This window comes from Streptomyces sp. NPDC051064, from assembly GCF_044455985.1.
Lineage (GTDB): Bacteria > Actinomycetota > Actinomycetes > Streptomycetales > Streptomycetaceae > Streptomyces.
The window spans coordinates 309000-325000 of record NZ_JBITFK010000009.1 but is presented as its reverse complement, the minus strand read 5'-3'; the positions used below and the strand labels follow the sequence as shown (position 1 = coordinate 325000).

At 69.4% G+C, this 16001-nt stretch carries 12 protein-coding genes; 9 read left to right on the top strand and 3 right to left on the bottom strand.

Translation table 11 applies throughout. From position 1 onward, the window contains the following. The first annotated feature begins 94 nt into the window (after nucleotides 1-94). The 6 genes from ACIBCU_RS30255 to ACIBCU_RS30230 all read left to right on the top strand — a co-directional run bounded on the left by ACIBCU_RS30255 (nucleotide 95) and on the right by ACIBCU_RS30230 (nucleotide 8045). Nucleotides 95-1702 carry a sugar ABC transporter ATP-binding protein gene (locus tag ACIBCU_RS30255; RefSeq protein ID WP_399235319.1) on the top strand — a complete coding sequence of 536 codons (1608 nt, stop codon included), beginning with the start codon at nucleotides 95-97 and terminating at the stop codon, nucleotides 1700-1702. Beyond that, complete coding sequence (locus ACIBCU_RS30250; RefSeq protein ID WP_399235317.1) at nucleotides 1699-2697, top strand: ABC transporter permease; 999 nt, start codon at nucleotides 1699-1701, stop codon at nucleotides 2695-2697. Before ACIBCU_RS30255 ends, ACIBCU_RS30250 begins: the two co-directional genes overlap by 4 nt. Beyond that, nucleotides 2694-3737: an ABC transporter permease gene (locus ACIBCU_RS30245; protein WP_399235315.1), complete on the top strand. Its 1044-nt coding sequence runs from the start codon at nucleotides 2694-2696 to the stop codon at nucleotides 3735-3737. The genes ACIBCU_RS30250 and ACIBCU_RS30245 overlap by 4 nt, the downstream gene beginning before the upstream one ends. A 59-nt stretch (nucleotides 3738-3796) precedes the next feature. Beyond that, entirely contained in the window at nucleotides 3797-4834 is a 1038-nt protein-coding gene (locus tag ACIBCU_RS30240; protein WP_362929652.1) for a LacI family DNA-binding transcriptional regulator, read from the top strand. Then, on the top strand, nucleotides 4834-5898 hold the full coding sequence (locus ACIBCU_RS30235) for an aldose epimerase family protein (protein ID WP_399235311.1): 1065 nt from the start codon (nucleotides 4834-4836) through the stop codon (nucleotides 5896-5898). Before ACIBCU_RS30240 ends, ACIBCU_RS30235 begins: the two co-directional genes overlap by 1 nt. Before the next feature lie 131 nt (nucleotides 5899-6029). Continuing rightward, a complete protein-coding gene (locus ACIBCU_RS30230; RefSeq protein WP_362929656.1) occupies nucleotides 6030-8045 on the top strand; it encodes a translation factor GTPase family protein in 2016 nt (671 codons plus the stop codon). A 53-nt stretch (nucleotides 8046-8098) separates the two neighbouring features. Here ACIBCU_RS30230 and ACIBCU_RS30225 read toward each other — a convergent pair whose 3' ends face one another. Then, nucleotides 8099-11113, bottom strand: a complete 3015-nt coding sequence (locus ACIBCU_RS30225) for a carbohydrate binding domain-containing protein (RefSeq protein WP_362929658.1) — start codon at nucleotides 11111-11113, stop codon at nucleotides 8099-8101. 268 nt (nucleotides 11114-11381) lie between these two features. Here ACIBCU_RS30225 and ACIBCU_RS30220 point away from each other — a divergent pair, with 268 nt between their 5' ends. Continuing rightward, a complete protein-coding gene (locus ACIBCU_RS30220; RefSeq protein ID WP_362929686.1) occupies nucleotides 11382-11807 on the top strand; it encodes an acyl-CoA thioesterase in 426 nt (141 codons plus the stop codon). A gap of 22 nt (nucleotides 11808-11829) precedes the next feature. On the opposite strand, the gene ACIBCU_RS30215 is transcribed toward ACIBCU_RS30220, so the two are convergent. Together ACIBCU_RS30215 and ACIBCU_RS30210 are read right to left on the bottom strand one after the other, a co-directional pair. Then, on the bottom strand, nucleotides 11830-12471 hold the full coding sequence (locus ACIBCU_RS30215) for a YdeI/OmpD-associated family protein (protein WP_362929660.1): 642 nt from the start codon (nucleotides 12469-12471) through the stop codon (nucleotides 11830-11832). 66 nt (nucleotides 12472-12537) lie between these two features. Next, nucleotides 12538-13554: a LacI family DNA-binding transcriptional regulator gene (locus ACIBCU_RS30210; protein ID WP_362929662.1), complete on the bottom strand. Its 1017-nt coding sequence runs from the start codon at nucleotides 13552-13554 to the stop codon at nucleotides 12538-12540. A gap of 480 nt (nucleotides 13555-14034) precedes the next feature. Between ACIBCU_RS30210 and ACIBCU_RS30205 the strand changes: the two genes are divergently transcribed. Together ACIBCU_RS30205 and ACIBCU_RS30200 are read left to right on the top strand one after the other, a co-directional pair. Continuing rightward, complete coding sequence (locus tag ACIBCU_RS30205) at nucleotides 14035-14955, top strand: sugar ABC transporter permease (RefSeq protein ID WP_362929664.1); 921 nt, start codon at nucleotides 14035-14037, stop codon at nucleotides 14953-14955. 3 nt (nucleotides 14956-14958) lie between these two features. Further along, complete coding sequence (locus ACIBCU_RS30200; RefSeq protein WP_362929666.1) at nucleotides 14959-15900, top strand: carbohydrate ABC transporter permease; 942 nt, start codon at nucleotides 14959-14961, stop codon at nucleotides 15898-15900. The last annotated feature ends 101 nt before the right edge of the window (nucleotides 15901-16001 follow it).

Sequence of the window (16001 nt, the reverse complement as noted above, 5' to 3'; positions counted from 1 at the left end):
CGAACGCATCGGCCCCCGGCCGCCGTGGCGCTCGCACCAGGCCACGGCGGCTCCCGGGCCCTCCCCCTTGGACAGCGGAAGGCCAAGAAGACCCATGGCACCACCCGAAGCAGTACCGCAGGTACAGGAGGCGGCCGGAGACACCTCCTCCACCGTGCTCGAAGCCCGCTCGGTGAGCAAACGGTTCCCCGGTGTCGTCGCCCTCGACGACGTCAGCTTCTCCCTGCGTGCGGGGGAGACCCACGCGCTCGTCGGGGAGAACGGCGCGGGCAAGTCCACCCTCATCAAGGTGCTGACCGGTGTGTACCGGCCGGACGGCGGTGAACTGCGGATGACCGGTGAACCGGTCCGGTTCGCCCGGCCGTTCGAAGCGCAGCAGGCCGGTATCTCCACGATCTACCAGGAGGTCAACCTCGTCCCGCTGATGAGCGTGGCGCGGAACATCTTCCTGGGCCGGGAACCGCGGAACCGGTTCGGCCTCATCGACTTCTCCCGCATGCACCGGGAGACGAGCGAACTGCTCGACGGATTCGGCGTACGCGTCGACGCCCGGCGCCCCCTGCACACCCTCGGCGTAGGCACCCAGCAGATGGTCGCCCTCGCACGGGCGGTGTCCGTCAACGCGCAGGTCGTCATCATGGACGAGCCCACCTCCTCGCTCGAACCACGCGAGGTGGAGACCCTCTTCCGGGTCATCGGCAACCTGCGGGACAAAGGCATCGCCGTCCTCTACGTCAGCCACCGCATGGACGAGCTCTACCGGATCTGCGACCGCGTCACCGTCCTGCGCGACGGGCGCCACATCCACACCGGCGAGCTCGCCGGCCTCGACCGGATGCAACTGGTGTCCATGATGCTCGGCCGCGACCTCTCCGAGGTGCGCCGCTCCGGCGTCACCAACTTCGCGGCGGAGGGCCACGAGGCGGCCCGCACCCCCGTACTCACCGCGACCGGCCTCTCCAGCCGCCTCCAGCTCCACGACATATCCGTGTCTCTCTACGCGGGCGAGGTGCTCGGCCTCGGAGGCCTCCTCGGCTCCGGCCGCAGTGAGACGGCCAAGGCGCTGTCCGGCGCCCTGCCCCTGGACGCCGGCGAACTCACCGTCGACGGCACCAGGCTGAAGCGCCTCACCCCGGCCGCCGCCATCCGCGCCGGCATCAGCCTGCTGCCCGAGGACCGCAAGGCCGAAGGCATCGTGCCCGGCCTCTCCGTCCGCGAGAACATCGTCCTGGCGGCCATGCCCCGCCTCTCCCGGGCCGGTGTCGTGTCGCGCGCCAAGCAGGACCGGATCGTCGACATCTTCATGAAGCGCCTGCGGATCAAGGCGTCGAGCCCCGAGCAGCAGGTCGGGGAACTCTCCGGCGGCAACCAGCAGAAGGTCCTGCTGGCCCGCTGGCTCTGCCTGGAGCCCAAGGTCCTGCTGCTCGACGAACCCACCCGGGGCATCGACGTCGGAGCCAAGGCCGAGGTCCAGAGCCTCATCGACGACCTCGCCCGCGAAGGCCTCGCCGTCCTGCTCATCTCCTCCGACATCGAGGAGCTCATCGAAGGCGCCGACCGGATCGTCGTCCTGCGCGGCGGAGCGGTCGCGGGTGAGCTGTCGGGCGACGACGTGGCCGAGGACCGGCTGCTCGAAGTGCTCGCCGACCACGCACCGGAGCCGGCGGACCGGGCCCCGGCCGCCCAGGAGGACCCCCGATGACCCAGACCGCCGTCGCCCCGCCCGCGAAGAGCGACAAGCCCCGGAAGTCCGTGAGCCCACTGGCCCGGCTGCGTGACCCCGCCTGGTACCAGCGCTATGGCGTCTACGTGGCCGTGGCCGTGGTGCTGCTCTTCAACGCCCTGTTCACCGACCACTTCATGACCGCCGACAACTTCCGCACCCAGCTCGTCCAGGTCGCCCCCATCATCATCGTCGCCCTAAGCATGGCCCTGGTCATCGGCACCGAGGGCGTCGACCTGTCCGTCGGCTCGACCATGGCGCTCGCCGCCGCCTTCCTCCCGCTCTACCTCGGCTACGGGCTCGTCCCCGCGCTCGTCGTCGCCCTCCTGGCAGGCGCGGTCGTCGGATCCGTCAACGGGGCCCTCGTCTCCCTCGTCGGACTGCAGCCCATCGTGGCCACGCTCGCGCTCTTCGTCGGAGGTCGCGGGCTCGCCCTGGTCATGGCCGACGGCCAGCTCAAGCAGATCGTCAACCCCGACCTGCTGTCGCTGGGCACCGGCTCCTTCCTCGGCATTCCGCTGGTCGTCCTGATCGCCGGGGTGCTGGCTCTCGCCGTCGCCTTCCTGGTGCAGCGCACCACCTTCGGCCGGCAGATCGTCGCCGTCGGCGGAAACCGCTCCGCCGCAGCGCTCGCCGGGCTGCCCGTCAAGCGGGTCCTCATCGGCGTGTACGTGCTCTGCGGAGTGCTCGCGGCTCTCGCCGGCATCCTCGCCACGGCCAGGCTGACCGCGAGTGACCCGTCCTCGCTCGGCACCCTCATGGAACTCTCCGCCATCACGGCGGTCGTGGTCGGCGGCACCCCCCTCAACGGGGGCTCCGTCCGGGTGCTCGGCACCGTGGCCGGCGCCCTGCTCATGCAGCTCCTGCGCGCCACGCTCGTCAAGCACGACCTGCCCGACTCCACCGCACAGATCGCCCAGGCGGCCATCATCATCGCCGCCGTCTACGTCGCCCGGGAGCGTCGGTCCCGATGAACGAAACCAAGCCCGTCACCGCCGCCCCGGCCCCGGCCGCGCCGAAAACGCCCAAGGCCCCTCCCGCCGCAGGCCCCGGGCAGACCGGCCGGCAGCGCGCCGCGGAACTCCTGCAACGCCAGGGCGTACTCGCGGTCCTGCTCGCCGTCGTGATCGCCGCCTCGTTCATCTACCCGACGTTCGCGTCCCTGGACAACGCCCGCGGTGTCACCATCCAGGCCTCGTTCCTCGCCGTGGTCGCACTCGGCATGACGATGGTCATCATCACCGGCGGGATCGACCTGTCCGTCGGCTCGGTCTTCGCCCTCGGGGGAGTCCTCGCCGCCTGGGCCTCGCAGTACGGATTCCTCGCCGCGCTACTGCTCCCCCTCGTCGTCTGCGGCGGGACAGGCCTGCTCAACGGCTTCCTGATCGCCCGGGGCAACATGGCGCCTTTCATCGTCACCCTCGCCACGCTGCTGGGCGCCCGCGGCCTGCTGCTCGCCCTCACCGACGAGGGCGCCACCACCTATCTGGTGCCCAAGGACTCCGCCTTCGGCGAACTCGGCCAGGGCAGCGTCTGGGGCTTCGGCTACCCGATCATCATCGCCCTGGTGCTCTTCGGCGCAGGCGGACTCGTCCTGCAGCGCACCTCGTTCGGGCAGACCCTCTTCGCCGTGGGCGGCAGCAGCGACGCCGCCACCCTGATGGGTCTCCCCGTCGCACGTACGAAGATCCTCGTCTACACGCTCAGCGGTCTGCTCGCAGGACTCGCCGGCGCCCTCAACGCGGCCAGGCTGTCCTCCGGCGTCACCATCGTCGGCGTGGGCATGGAACTCGACGCGATCTCCGCCGTCGTCATCGGCGGCACCCTGCTCATCGGCGGCGCGGGATCCATCAGCGGAACCCTCTGGGGCGTCCTGCTGCTGGCCGTCATCCAGAACCTGATCAACCAGATCGGCTCGCTCAACTCCTCCTACCAGTCGGTCGTCAGCGGCGGCTTCCTTATCGTTGTCGTGGTGGCCCAGCGCTATCTCGCGCGCAGTCGCAGAAGCACCTGACGACGAGCCGGCCGTTGAGGCCGGATCAACAGCCAAGCCGAGCCGAACCAAGGAGTGCCGTGGGCGTCAGCCTCAAGGACGTTGCACAACGGGCGGGCGTGTCCATCAAGACCGTGTCGAACGTGGTGAACAACTATCAGCACGTCACACCCGCCATGCGCGCCAAGGTGCAACAGGCGATCGACGAGCTCGGCTACCGGCCAAACCTCACCGCCCGCCACCTGCGCAAGGGCCGCACGGGCATCATCGCCCTCGCCGTCCCCGAATTCGGCAACCCGTACTTCGCGGAGCTCGCCGGAGCGGTCATCGACGCGGCCGCCCGGCACGACTACACCGTCCTGGTCGACCACACCGCCGGCCTCAGGGAGAAGGAACTCCTGGTCAGCCAGGGATTCAGGTCGCATGTGATCGACGGTCTCATCCTCAGCCCCATCCATCTGGAGACCGAGGACCTCATGGCGCGCACCGAGACGGCGCCACTGGTCCTGCTGGGCGAGCGCGAGTACGAGGCGCCGTACGACCACATCGCCATCGACAACGTGGCGGCGGCCCGCGCGGCCGTGCGCCACCTCGTCGACCAGGGCAACCGGCGCATCGCCTTCCTCGGGTCGCGCACCGGCCAGGAGCGCCAGCCGGCGCACCTGCGCCTGAGGGGCTGGCGCGAGGAACTCGAGGCCGCCGGCGTCACCCCCGACGAATCCCTCGTCGTGGTCACCGACGGCTACGGCCGCGAGGACGGTGCCACCGGCATGGCGCAGCTCCTCGACCAGGGGCACCGGCCCGACGCCGTGTTCGCGTACAACGACCTCATCGCCATCGGCGCGATGCGGACCATCACCGCACGCGGCCTGCGGATCCCGGACGACATCGCCGTCGTCGGCTTCGACGACATCGAGGAGAGCCGCTACACCACCACCTCGCTCACCACCATCGCTCCGGACAAGGAAGCCATCGCCAGGCTCGCCGTCGACAGCCTCGTCGAACAGCTCTCGGGGAAGCCCGTCGCCGAACCGCGCAGGCCACGCCCCGGCTACCGCCTCGTCGTCCGCGAATCCACCACGGCCGGCCCCCACTCCGGCCACACCGAGGATCTCTGATGCCGCGCCCCACCGTGCACCGCACCCCGTTCGGCTCCGTCCAAGGGACCCGGACCGACCTGTACACCCTCGACAGCGGTACGGGAGTCCGAGCCGAGGTCCTGACCTACGGCGCGTCCCTGCACCGCCTCGCCGTGCCGGACACCACGGGCGCCGCCGCCTCCGTCGTCCGGTCGCTCGCGACGCTCGACGACTACACGGCCAAGCACCCCTACTTCGGTGCCGTCGTAGGCCGTTACGCCAACCGCATCGCCCATGGCCGCTTCGTCCTGGACGGGACCGAACACCACATCCCCGCCAACGACCGTGGCCACGCCCTGCACGGCGGGCCCGAGGGCTTCCACACCAAGGTGTGGGAAGCGGCCCCGGACCGGACCGGCGACACCGTCTCCGTCCGGCTCACCCTGCACAGCCCCGACGGTGACATGGGCTTCCCCGGGGCCCTGGACGCCACGGTCACGTACACCCTCGACACCGCGGGCACCCTGGCCGTCGACTACGCCTCGGTCACCGACCGCCCCACGGTCGTCAACCTCACCAACCACGCCTACTTCGACCTGGCCGGCCAGGGCGACGTGCTCGGCCACCACCTGGAGGTCGACGCCGACTCCTATCTGCCGGTGGACGACGACGGCATCCCCCTGGGACCGCCGGCCGAGGTCCGCGGAACACCGTTCGACCTCACCGTGCCCCGGCTCCTCGGGGAACGCCTCGGCACCGAGGACGCACAGCTGCGCGCCGCGGGCGGCTTCGACCACTGCTGGGTGCTCCGGGACGCCGGCGGCGGCCTGCGACGCGCAGCACGCCTCACCGCTCCGGACGCGGCCAGGGTCCTGGAGGTGTGGACCACGGAGCCCGGCATCCAGGTCTACACCGCCAACCAGCTCGACGGATCCTTCACCGACGGCACCGGCCGCCGCCACGAACGGCACGGCGCGATCTGCCTGGAGACCCAGCACCTGCCCGACTCACCCAACCGGCCGGACCTGCCCACCACCGTGCTGCGCCCAGGCGACACCGCGCGCAGCCGCACCGAACTGCGCTTCCCGCACCTGCTGAATTAATCGATTGCCCCTCGGCGAGGCGCCCTGCTGTAATCCCGGCACCGAACGACCGAACAGGGAGATGTCCATGCGCCGAGCTTCTGTGTCCACCCAGACAGGAATTCACACCTATCTCAAGGACCCGAAGCTCAGTGCACACATTGAACCTGGGAATTCTGGCGCATGTCGACGCCGGTAAGACGAGCCTGACCGAGCGGCTGCTCCACACCGCCGGAGTCATCGACGCGGTCGGCAGCGTCGACGACGGCAGCACACAGACCGACACCCTCGCCCTGGAGCGGCAGCGCGGCATCACCATCAAATCCGCCGTGGTGTCCTTCGCCGTCGACGGCGTCACGGTCAATCTCATCGACACCCCCGGACACCCCGACTTCATCGCCGAGGTGGAACGGGTCCTCGGCGTGCTCGACGGCGCTGTACTCGTCGTGTCCGCCGTCGAGGGCGTCCAGGCGCAGACCCGGATCCTGATGAGGGCGCTGCGCCGCCTGCGGATCCCCACGCTCGTGTTCGTGAACAAGACCGACCGTGCCGGTGCCCGGTACGAAGGCGTCCTGTCCGACATCGCACGCCGGCTGTCACCCGCGGTCGTCGCCATGGGCCCGGCCGACGGCCTGGGGACCAGGCGGGCCCGCACCAGGCCGTTCACCGCCGCGGACCGGGACTTCACCACCGCCCTGACCGACCTGCTCACCACGCACGACGACGAACTCCTGGCGGCGTACGTCGAAGGCGTGGCCGGCGTGCCGTACGACCGGCTGCGTGACCGGCTGGCGGCGCAGACCCGGCAGGCGCTGGTGCACCCCGTCTACTTCGGCTCCGCCGCCACCGGCGCGGGCGTAGCCGAACTGACAGCCGGTATCGCGGAGTTCCTGCCGGTGACGGACCAGGACACCGAAGGCCCGGCCTCGGGAGCGGTCTTCAAGGTCGAACGCGGCCCGGCGGGAGAGAAGATCGCGTACGCCCGCATGTTCTCGGGGACGGTACGCACCCGTGAACGCGTCCGGCTGCGGGGCGACGGCGAGAAGGAGGGCCGCGAGGGCAAGATCTCGGCCATCACCGTCTTCGACCAGGGGGAGGATGTCCGCGGGTCCTCGCTCCCCGCCGGCCGGATCGGCAGGCTGCGAGGACTCCACACCGTCCGGATCGGGGACAGGATCGGCGAACCGGGGACCGCGCGGCCGGCGCGCGCCCACTTCGCTCCGCCGACCCTGGAGACCGTCGTCACCCCTCGCCGCCGTCAGGACAGGGGAGCGCTGCACATCGCGCTCGGGCACCTGGCGGAGCAGGATCCGCTGATCGGCGTACGCACCGACGACCTTCGGCAGGAGGTGTCCCTGTCGCTCTACGGCGAGGTGCAGAAGGAGGTCATCCAGGCGACTCTCGCGGACGAGTACGGCATCGAGGTCAGCTTCAGGGAGACGACGACCATCTGTCTGGAACGGCCGTCCGGTACGGGCGAGGCCGTCGAGTTCATCGACAAGGAGCCGAACCCCTTTCTCGCCACCGTCGGCCTCCGGGTGGAGCCCGCCGCTTTCGGCAGCGGGGTGGAATTCCGCCGGGAGGTGGAGCTCGGCTCCATGCCGTACTCCCTGATGCGGGCGGTGGAGGAGACCGTGCTGGACACACTCGGCCAGGGAATTCACGGATGGCAGGTCACCGACTGCACGGTCACCATGACCCACTCCGGATACTGGCCCCGGCAGAGCCATTCTCACGCGGTGTTCGACAAGAGCATGTCCAGCACGGCGGGCGACTTCCGCAACCTGACGCCACTGGTGCTGATGGACGCGCTGAAGCAGGCCGGGACCACGGTGTACGAGCCCATGCACCGCTTCCGGGCCGAGCTCCCGGCCGACGCCCTCGGTCCGCTCGTGCCGGTCCTCGCGCGGCTGCGCGCCGTCCCCGGGCCCCCGGAGACGCAGGACGGCGTCTGCACGGTGGAGGGGGTGATCCCCGCCGCCCGGGTGCACGAGCTGCAGCAGCTGCTCCCGGGGATGACACGCGGCGAGGGGGTGCTGGAGTCGGCGTTCGAGGACTACAGGCCGGTCGACGGACCAGTGCCGCGCAGGCCCAGGACCGACCGCGACCCGCTGAACCGCAAGGAGTACCTCCTGCGCACCCTGCGCCGGGTGGACTCCGGCCGGTGAGAGCAGGGCCGGTGTGACGGACGCGTGCCCCCGCGCGTCCGTCACACCCTGGCTCACTTCAGATAGGGACCTGCCGCACCGATCTTCCCCGGGGCAGCGTTCTTCCCGCCGAGATCGAGGACGTACACCCGCAGATTGCCCTTGCCCGGCGCCGGGACGGCGAGCGTGCCTCCCGTCACCACCTGGGTGTCGCCGGTCACGGCGTCCTTGTACGTGCCGTTGGGGACACCCGTGTACGTGGCGCCGCCCGAGACCGTCACGAGCGCGAAGCTGTCCGTGCCGCTCGCGGTGTCGGTGTAGCGGCGCTTGTACGCCATCGAGCCGGTGATGCCCTCCGTGGAGTACTGCCCCATCTGCAGGGCGGGCACCGCACGGCGGATCTGGTTGAGCCGCTGGACGTGCTTGACCAGTGGCCTCGCCAGGGTGTCCGCGACCGCACCGGTCGCCGATCCGACCGTGCCGAAGTCCGACGCCTCGACGTCGCCCGCGAGATGGGCGCCGTAGTACGCCCGGCCGGTCGTCTCCAGCGGGCAGGTGGGCCCGCAGTCGATCTTCTTGCCGGCCTGGAACTCGATCTCCGAGCCGTAGTACAGCGTGGGGATGCCCCGGAAGGTCCACATCAGCGACATGTTCTCGGCCCAGGCGTCCGTGCCGCCCGCGTACCGTTCGCTGCTCTTGTTGGGACCGTAGTCGTGGCTGTCGACGTAGACGACGTTGTAGGTGGCGTCGTTGTAACTGTCGTCGGAGTCCTTGCCGTTGTTGTACGCGTTGCCGGCGTCACCGAAGTTCATGTGCATGCGCATGTCGATGACGTTCATCCCGGAGAACCGGCTGTGGTCCGGTGCGTGGTACGTGTTGCCGTTCAGGAACGCGTTGGTGGAGGTCGGCTGGGAACCGGTGCCTTGCTGCTGCTCGTAGTCGTACATCTCCAGGGCGGCCTTCCCGTCGTCCGCGCTGTACTCCTTGCGCTCCTTCCAGGTGTAGAACTGGGCGGAGTGGTTGACGGAGCCGCGGTTCCACTTGTCGTTGACGAAGGCCGCGACCTCACCGAAGACGAAGAAGTTCTTCGCGGCCTCGGTGCCGAACTGCTGGGTGACGCGCTCCTGGATGGCCGGGAGGAAGCGGCGGTTCCATGTGGTGCGGGGGATGTGGACGGCCGTGTCGACCCGGAATCCGTCGACGCCCATGTCGATGTACTTGTCGTAGGCGCCGATCAGGTAGTTCTGCACGGGTGCGCTCTCGGTGTTGAAGTCGGCGAGGTCGTCGTGCAGCCAGCAGCTGCGGGAGTCCTCGCCCTCCCAGTTCCCGATCCAGCAGTTGTGGTAGTACGCCTTGGGGAACATGCCCGAAGTGGGGTTCGGCCACTGGCAGTTGTAGATCCGGTAGCCCTCCGGAGAGGTGTACTGGGTGGGGGTTCCCCAATTGACGCAGGTGTTGCCGGAGGGTTCGGCGGTGGACCACAGGTCGCCGTTGTAGTACGACTTCCCGGACTTCGGCTCGACGGTGAGGCCGTCGTACTCGAAGCCGTCGTTCTTCTCGTCGTAGTACCAGCTCCACTGGGTGTCGCGGACCCCGTACGTCTTCGGGGTGAACAGGCCCTTGGCACCCCAGCGCGAGGAGTGGTTGTAGACGACGTCCTGGTAGATCTTCATGCCCTTGGCGTGGGCCGCGTCGATGAGGTCCTGGTACGAGGCCCCGGCGGATTCGAGCCGGGAGTCGACCTCGTAGAAGTCGTAGCCGTGGTAGCCGTGGTAGTCGTAGTCGGACCGGTTGAGGACCACGGGGGTGATCCAGACGGCCGACATGCCGAGGCCCTTGATGTAGTCGAGCTTGTCGACCAGGCCCTTGAAGTCGCCCCGGAACATGGGGTCGTCGTTGGCCGCGTTGCCCGACTTCCCGTGTTGGCTGCCGCCCCGGTTGTTCGCCGTGTCACCGTCGTTGAAACGGGCGGTGAGGACGAAGTAGATCGGATCCTTGCGGGGATCGGTGCCGAGCGGCTTCCCGGAGGCCGGGGCGGTGGGCTTCTCCCCGGTGGTCGCGGTGGCCGTGGCGGAGGCCGCCGAGACGTTCCCCGCCAGGTCGACCGCCCTGACGGTGTAGCTGTAAGCCGTATTCGCCTCCAGCCCGGTGTCGGAGTACACCGTGGAGCCGACATCGGTCACTGCCGTGCCCTTGGTGCCACCTGTCCGTGTCACCTGGTACTTCGTCACGCCGCGGTCGTCGGTGGACGGGTCCCAGGTCAGCACGACGGACACTCCGTCCGCTCTCGCCGACACCTTCGCGGGGGCGGTCGGGGCCTGGGTGTCAGGTGTCGCGGCGGCGCACGGGTCCCCCGCGCCGGCCGTGACCTTCTTGTCCTTCACCGTGGTGAGACCGGCGGGGACCGTGTAATCGGCGCCGTTGTTGTTGTCCCAGACGCCGTTGCCGTTGTTGAAGGCGGCCTGCATGGACGAGGCGGTGCCGAGGTCCACCGACTTCTTCACCCAGCCGGTACACGCGGGTTCCATCCCCACGCCGGGCACGGTGGTCCAGGACCCGCCCGTCGGCCGGTAGTGGAGATTGGTGGTCGTCCAGCCGACTGTCGCGGTCGAGTAGTAGACCGCGGCGGTGCGGGCCTCCTCCTCGGGCTCCGTACCGGTGCCGGCGCAGGGGTCGCTGTGGGCCACCACGCCGTCCTTGACGGTGATGGCGCCGGTGCCCAGGGCGTAGTTCTTCCCGGCGTTGTTGTCCCAGACGCCGGCGCCGTTGTTGAACGTCGCGGCCAGGCCGGACGCGCTGCCCAGTGGGACGGTCTTCTTCACCCAGTCCGTGCACGCGGCTTCCATGCCCACCCCGGGAACGGTGGTCCAGGAGCCGCCGTCGGGCGCGTAATGCAGCCGGTAGGCGGACCAGTTCTTGGTCTTCGTGTAGTAGAAGACGGTGGCGGTGGACTCCGAGGCGGCCGCCGGCACGGCCGACTCCGGTCCGGAAGGGCCGGGCGCCGGGGTCAGGAGCCCCAGCATCACCGTCGCCGCGACGGCTGCGGCCGCCGCGGGGCGTCCGAGCAGCCGGACAGGGGTGCGTCTCATTCGTGTGTCTCCAGGGGAGGGCCGCGGGCGGGTGGACCGCGGCTGCCGACAGCACAGCCGCTCCGCGAGCGGCTGCCAGGATCCCGCCGGAGAACCCGGACGCGCCTCGGGGTTCGGGCGAGCAGTGCTTCTGACGGCAATCTCCGTCAGAACCTTTCTGCAATCTCTTGCATCCAGGAAGTTACCGGGGCATGACAGGTCCGTAAAGGGGCTGCACACTCCGTGACGGAGAGGAATGAGGGAGGGGGACGCGCGTGTTCCGCTGTTCATGACCTTCTTCGTCGATGTCACGGTGCGCGGATACGAGCTCGACACCCAGGGCCACCTCAATCAGGCGGTCTATCTCCAGTACGCCGAACATGCCCGGTGGGAGCTCCTGCGGGACGCGGGGGTGGCCCAGGAGAAGCTGCTCGCCCATGGAATCGGCCCGGTGCAGCTGGAAGTGACGGTGAAGTACCTGCGGGAGCTGCGGGGCGGGGACAGGGTGCGCGTCAGCTGCGAGCTCTTCTACGGCGCGGGGAAGACCTTCGAGATCCGGCAGCGGATCCTCAAGGAGGACGGCACCGTGGCCGCGGAGATCACAGGGGTGGGCGGCATCCTCGACCTGACGGCCCGCCGGCTGGTCGAGGATCCGGCCGGACGGTTCGCCGTGCTGGCCACGAAGCCGGAACTCCTCGGTATCCGTACCGTCTGAGAGGCGGCGGGGAGTACCGCGGTCAGGGAGTGTGCTCGCCCGCCGCCAGCTTCGTCACCAGACGGTCGAGGCGGGCGGCCCGGAGCTCCGGTGTCCTCGCCCTGAGCAGTTCCAGGATCACGAGGTAACGGTCCGTCCTGCTGAGCTGTTCGAAGCGTTCGGCCGCTCTCGGGGCGGCGGCCAGTGCGGCGGCGAGGTCGGCGGGCACGGTGGCCTCCTTCTGCGAGGGGTACGCCGTCTCCCACCGCCCGTCCTCCCGTGCCGCCCGCACCTCGGCGAGCCCGGGCTCCCGCATCCGGCCTGCCGCCGTCAGCGCCTCCACCTTGCGTACGTTGACGAGGGACCAGGAGCTGCCCGGCCGGCGGGGCGAGATCCTCTGCAGGTAGTACACCTCGTCCAGGGATTTCCGCTGCCCGTCGATCCATCCGGAGCAGAGTGCGGCGTCCAGGACCTCGGACGCCGTGACGGACGTGATGCCGGAGCTCTTCTTCGCGATCTTCAGCCAGAGCTCCGTCCGCTCCCCGTGGTGCTCCTCCAGCCAGGCATCCAGGAGCTCGACCCGTTCGAAGAAGAGCGGTTCCGCGCCCGCTTCCCCGGTGGCGTCCGCCTTCCCGTCCTCGGGCACAGCGTTCTCCGTCCGTTCCCGCGCTCGCGATGAGGTCATGGGACCGACGCTAGAGCCCCTGCAGGACAGTTCATGTCCTGCAGGGGCGCGCGCCGGGGCACTTTGTCATCCGTGAGGCGACGGGCCCGTGCTCCCCCGGACGACCAGATGGGTCGGGACCAGGGTGGTGCCCCGCTCCGTCGTCTCGTTGCGGATCTGCCGCAGGACGCCGTCCACGCACCGCCGGCCGATCTCGGCGAAGTCCTGGTGGACGGTGGTCAGCGGCGGGAGGAAGGAGGCGGAGTCGGCGATGTCGTCGAAGCCGACGACGCTGACGTCCTCGGGCACACGTCTGCCCCGTTCCTGGAGGGCTCGCAGGACGCCCAGCGCCATCTGGTCGTTGGCGGCGAAGACCGCCGTGCAGGACGGGTCCGCCGCGAGCGCGAGGCCCGCCTCGTACCCCGAGGCCGCCGACCAGTCGCCGTCCACCGGAGGCGGAACAGGGCGCCCCGCCTCCTCCAGGGTCTGCCGCCAGGCCTGGGCGCGGCGCTGTGCGGCGAACGACTCGGGCGGGCCCGCGACATGCGCCACGCTGCGGTGCCCGAGGTCGAGGAGATGTTGCACGGCTGCCCTGGCGCCCCCGGACTGGTCGGTGTCCACGACGCTGTAGCGGTCGCCCGCATCGGAGTCGGCCACCACCACATGGGTGTGCGGCGGCAGCGATATGGCGGCGTCCAGGAGGCGGACCTCCATGATCACGATGATACCGTCCACGACCTGCTCGCCGAGCATGGTCACGGCGCCCCTGACTCCCGTGCTGGTGGGCGTCGCGACGGGCAGCAGGGTGATCGCGTAGCCCTCGTCCGCTGCGGAGGCGGAAATGGCCTCCAGCGTGCGGACGTTGCCCGTCGTGGCCAGGTTGAACAGGATGACGCCCAGCGTGCGGAACTTCCCGCTCTTCAGGGCGCGCGCGGCGCTGTTGGGGCGGTACTTCAGCTCCTTCATGGCGTTCAGCACGCGTTCGCGTGTCTCCTCGGACACCACCGTGTGCCCGTTGGAGACACGGGAGACCGTCTGCGAGGAGACTCCGGCCAGGCGCGCGACGTCGGCCATCGAGGCTTCCTTGCGGGGCGGCCGGTCCATGGCCTGTTCCTTTCCCTGCACTACGTCAGCCTCCGTCGTGGTCGTGTGAGCCTTTCGCCGTGTGGGCGCGCTGTTCCGGCCGCGGGGCCGTCCTCGGCCGCGCGTTGTGAGGGTGTTCCGATCGGGACCGGCCCTGTCTCTGCTGCGCGTGTGGCTCGACATCGCGTGCGGACCGAGGGCTCGGACCAACGGCATTTCTACCACTCCGGACACCCGGCGCCGACACGCGGGCACGCGCGGAGGCTGACGCTCGGACCGCCGGAGGGTCTGTCGGGACCCAACTGGTCGGCGTAGCAGGGAAACCGAGCCTTGACCATGGGGTGAGAGACGTGTAGACATCACTTCACCGATAAATGTTTACGTAAACATCAGTACAGGTGCCCGCGTGGACATCGGCCTCCTCAAGCACAGCGCCTCCACGATGTCCGGTGTCTCCATCCGGCCGGGGCCATGCACAACGCCGGACCAACAGGAGTACCCATGACGGCCGTTACGCCGATCACGACCGGACGCCGCCCACCGGCCAGAAGCTCCCGCAGCCGGCGTGGGCGGGTCGGCTGGATCTTCGTAGGGCCCTTCATGGCCGTGTTCGCCCTGGTGTTCCTCGCCCCGATCGCCTACTCGCTGTATCTGAGCTTCTTCCGGGACCAACTGGTGGGCGGCACGTCGTTCGTCGGCCTGGACAACTTCCGACGGGCCTTCGAGGACGAACAGTTCTGGGCAGCCGTGGGCCGGGTGACCCTCTTCCTCGCGGTGCAGGTGCCCGTCATGCTCGGCCTCGCCCTGCTCATAGCCCTGGCCCTCGACAGCGGCAGGATCTACGGGAAGAGCTTCTTCCGGATCGCGGTCTTCCTGCCGTACGCCGTACCCGCCGTCGTCGCCACGCTGATGTGGGGCTTCATCTACGGCACCCGCTTCGGGCTGGTGGGGAACATCAACGACGCCTTCGGCGTGTCGCTGCCCGACCCGCTCTCCCCCTCCCTGGTGCTGGCGAGCATCGGCAACATCGTCACCTGGGAGTTCATCGGCTACAACATGCTGATCTTCTACTCCGCGCTGCGCGTCGTCCCCAAGTCCCTCTACGAGGCCGCCGAGATCGACGGAGCGGGACAGTGGCGGATCATCACCGCGGTCAAGATCCCCGCGATCCGCGGTGCGCTGGTGATCGCGACGATCTTCTCGGTGATCGGCAGTTTCCAGCTCTTCAACGAGCCCAGCATCCTGCAGAACCTGGCGCCCAACGCGATCACCACCTACTTCACGCCCAACTTCTACACCTTCACGCTGTCCTTCTCCGGACGGCAGCAGAACTACGCGGCCACGGTCTCCCTCGTCATGGGAGTCGTCACGATGATCATCGCCTACGCGGTCCAGCTGCGCGGCATGCGAAAGGAGGCGTGAACGATGAGCGCCCCTTCCTTCACCGCCGAACAGACGCCCCGGCCGACCACCCACCGTGCCCAGCCGCCGAGCCGAGCCGCGCGCAGACGCCGTTCCGCCGACCGGCCGCGCCGCAGCGTGCTGCTCACGGTGCTCATGGGCGTGACCGCGCTCTACGCCCTCATGCCGCTGGCCTGGCTCGTCGTCAACGCGACCAAGACGCAGAAGGGCCTCTTCGGCTCTTTCGGGCTCTGGTTCAGCGGCGACTTCGCCCTCTGGGACAACATCTCGCAGACGCTCACCTATGACGACGGCATCTTCGTCCGCTGGTTCCTCAACACCCTGCTGTACGTGGTGGTGGGCGCGGGCGGAGCCACCTTCCTCGCGGTCCTCGGTGGCTACGGCCTGGCCAAGTTCGACTTCGCGGGCAAGCGCGCCGTCTTCGCCACCGTCATCGGCGCGGTCGCCGTGCCCGCCACCGCGCTGGCCGTCCCGACGTTCCTGATGTTCAGCAAGATGGGGCTCACCAACACACCATGGGCCGTCATCATCCCGTCCCTGATCTCACCGTTCGGGCTCTACCTCATGTGGGTGTTCGCCGCCGAGGCCGTCCCCACCGAGCTCCTGGAAGCGGCCAGGATGGACGGTTCCGGCGAGCTGCGGACGTTCTTCCGCGTCGCGCTCCCGTTGCTGGCCCCGGGCATCGTGACGGTCCTGCTGTTCACCATGGTGCAGACCTGGAACAACTACTTCCTGCCCCTGATCATGATCAAGAATCCGGACTGGTATCCGCTGACCCTGGGCCTGAACGCCTGGAACGAACAGGCGTCCACCGCCGGCGGCCAGCCGGTCTTCAACCTGGTCATCACGGGGTCGCTGCTGACCATCGTGCCGCTGGTCATCGCCTTCCTGCTGCTCCAGCGCTACTGGCAGTCCGGCCTGGCCGCGGGCAGCGTCAAGGGGTGAACGGAACCCGGGCCTCGTCGGCCACCGAATCTCCGCGCTCCGGGACCGGTTCCCCCCGGCCCTCGACCGGCGCGGCGTCCCACCCCTCTCCAGCCCCGCAC